This is a genomic window from Endozoicomonas sp. SESOKO3, assembly GCF_024606255.1.
On record NZ_JAHHPR010000533.1, the window covers coordinates 1 to 2,229 of the forward strand.

Annotated in this window: 1 protein-coding gene; it reads right to left on the bottom strand. The window is 44.2% G+C overall.

Annotation, left to right across the window (positions count from 1 at the left end):
- The coding region (locus tag KDK18_RS09245; RefSeq protein ID WP_257254616.1) for a hypothetical protein at positions 1 to 2,229 on the bottom strand (2,229 nt) is incomplete at both ends.

The window sequence follows — 2,229 nt, forward strand, 5'->3', positions numbered from 1 at the left end:
TCATTAAGTCTTGTACGAATCCTGTCAACTCTTGTTGTTTTGTCATCATTTTCATTGGTTTTTATGTTGAATAGTGCTTCTATGGCTTCCAGTATTTTCAGGGCCTTTTCCTCTGACCGTTGTCCGGCTTCCCGGATGTATGCCTGTATGTCATCAGAAATGTCCTGACGACGGAGATACACATCGTCCTTTTCAGAGGAGCGATCCGGACTCAGGATTTCTTCCACGACACTGAGTTTCTTGAGTACTTCAGGCATGGCACTGGGGTGGCCGGGTGTCCTGATGTCTTGCAGTTCCTGTTTCAGCTTTGCAAGCTCGAAGAGTTTCATACGCACTGTTGATTCCAGAGTTTCGCGGTCTTCTGGTGTGTTATCTTCGCTCTGTATACCAAGAATCGCCGCTATAGCATATTTTCTTTCCTCAGTGTAAGAATTCTCAATAGCCTGTTGCTTACTCAGTGTCTTGATTCTCTTAATCAGGATGTCCTGTTGAAGATCCATTGTCTTAAGTTTTTGAGACAGGAGCTGTTCCTGAGAATTTATGGCCTTGATTTTTTGAATCAGACATTTTTTCTGAACGTCAATACTTGTATTGTCATCAAAATTCTGAATGTTTAAATACACGGCAAAAGATGTATAAATGGCTTTGATTGCAGCTTCTTTTGCAGCCTCATCATCAAACTGCCCTGCGGCAGCAATCGCCTGTTTGATTTCATGAATTTTTATGCGGATGAGTTCGGCTTGCTGTTCTGGTGGCAGAGTATCATCCCAGTCATCCATACCAAGCTGAATGGCTAGTTCAAGGTTGCGAATCTTTCTGGCTTTCGCTCTGGCATCAAGGACTTTGCGTTCCAGCTGTGGGTTTGTTCGATCGATTTCTTTCTGAAGTCTATGTATCAGGTTTGTCTTTTGTTCCAGGTCTTGACGAAGCTGCATAATCTCATCGTCAACTTCCGGCCTGAGTTGTGGGGTTCTCAGTTTTTCTTCATCACTACCAATGGCTATTTGTGCTCTGCGCTGTAACCGTTTGCTTAGCTCGTAAAGCTCGTTTTCCATCTCAAGCAGCTGACCGGCAAAGTTGTCATTGACCCTGGAAGCAAAGCTGCCGTCTTCGTCAAAAAGATCGTCAAAAGGATCGCCAGACATTTTGGTGATAGTGGGAATACGTTCGTGAATATCATGAATAAAATCCCGGTTAGTCAGAAAATTTCTAAGTACAGGTTTGAAGCCGAAGTGTTTTACCAGTTGCATATGCACCCAGGTAGGAGTGATAAACGACGAAACGAATGTGATGTGTGGTATTGTGAATTCAAATTGATCTGCTCCATCTGAAGTAGCAGTTGTCAATGCCTGCTGAAGATGTTCATAGTATGCAAGCGACTCCAGTTTTTGATCGTACTGTCTACCTTTGTTAAGTCCGGTATTGTGCTGTAAGGCTAACTCCTCCAGCAGTGCCATCTGTCTGCTTCTAATGATGTACTGGTAGCTTCTGACATTGTCTTTTTTAACTTGTAAAATCGGCTCATCATCACAATCGGAAAGTCCTGCCCAGATGTCATGGAGACCTTCCACAAAAGCTATATCGGTTGGATTCTGTTTCTGACCACGGAAAACAATAATCTTCCCCTGAGCTTCAGTCACTTCCAGTTTTGGATAATCAGCAGGAACAGGATAAATCTGTGTCTCATCCTCGACGTGTATAACATAGCCGACGGGTTGATCGTATGACAAAAAATCTTCCAGAGCGCACAGTTGTAATTCTTTTCCCAGAACATGAACCTGGGTATAGGCAGAGGTGGCTGCTGCTAAAAGAGCTTCATCATTAACAAAGATCGATTGACCCAGGCGCTGCAGTTCAGGAGGAGGGTCGCCGACAGCGACAAGACGCATAAAGGTGCGCCCTCTTACATCAACCTTGTCTACTTCGAGGTTGGCAAGTGCAACAAATTTATCTACTTCGCCAAGTTTTCCTGTTCTTTCCCTGGCGCTTTTTAGCACTCCAGCGAGATGTTCGGGGCTGGCAACTTTCGTAAACGGATCTAATGTTTGGGTGTTGTCTGATTGAGCGCGAACAGCCCTGATTGAATCCTGATGTGTCATTCCTTCCCTGACTTCGATGAGCAGTTTATTTTTTTTAAGGTTATGAGTGAACCTGAAGACTCCCTCATTACCGACCTTCAGGACTTTGGTGTACTTCAGAGCAGCGTCATTGTCGTCTGTTTCAAAAAGG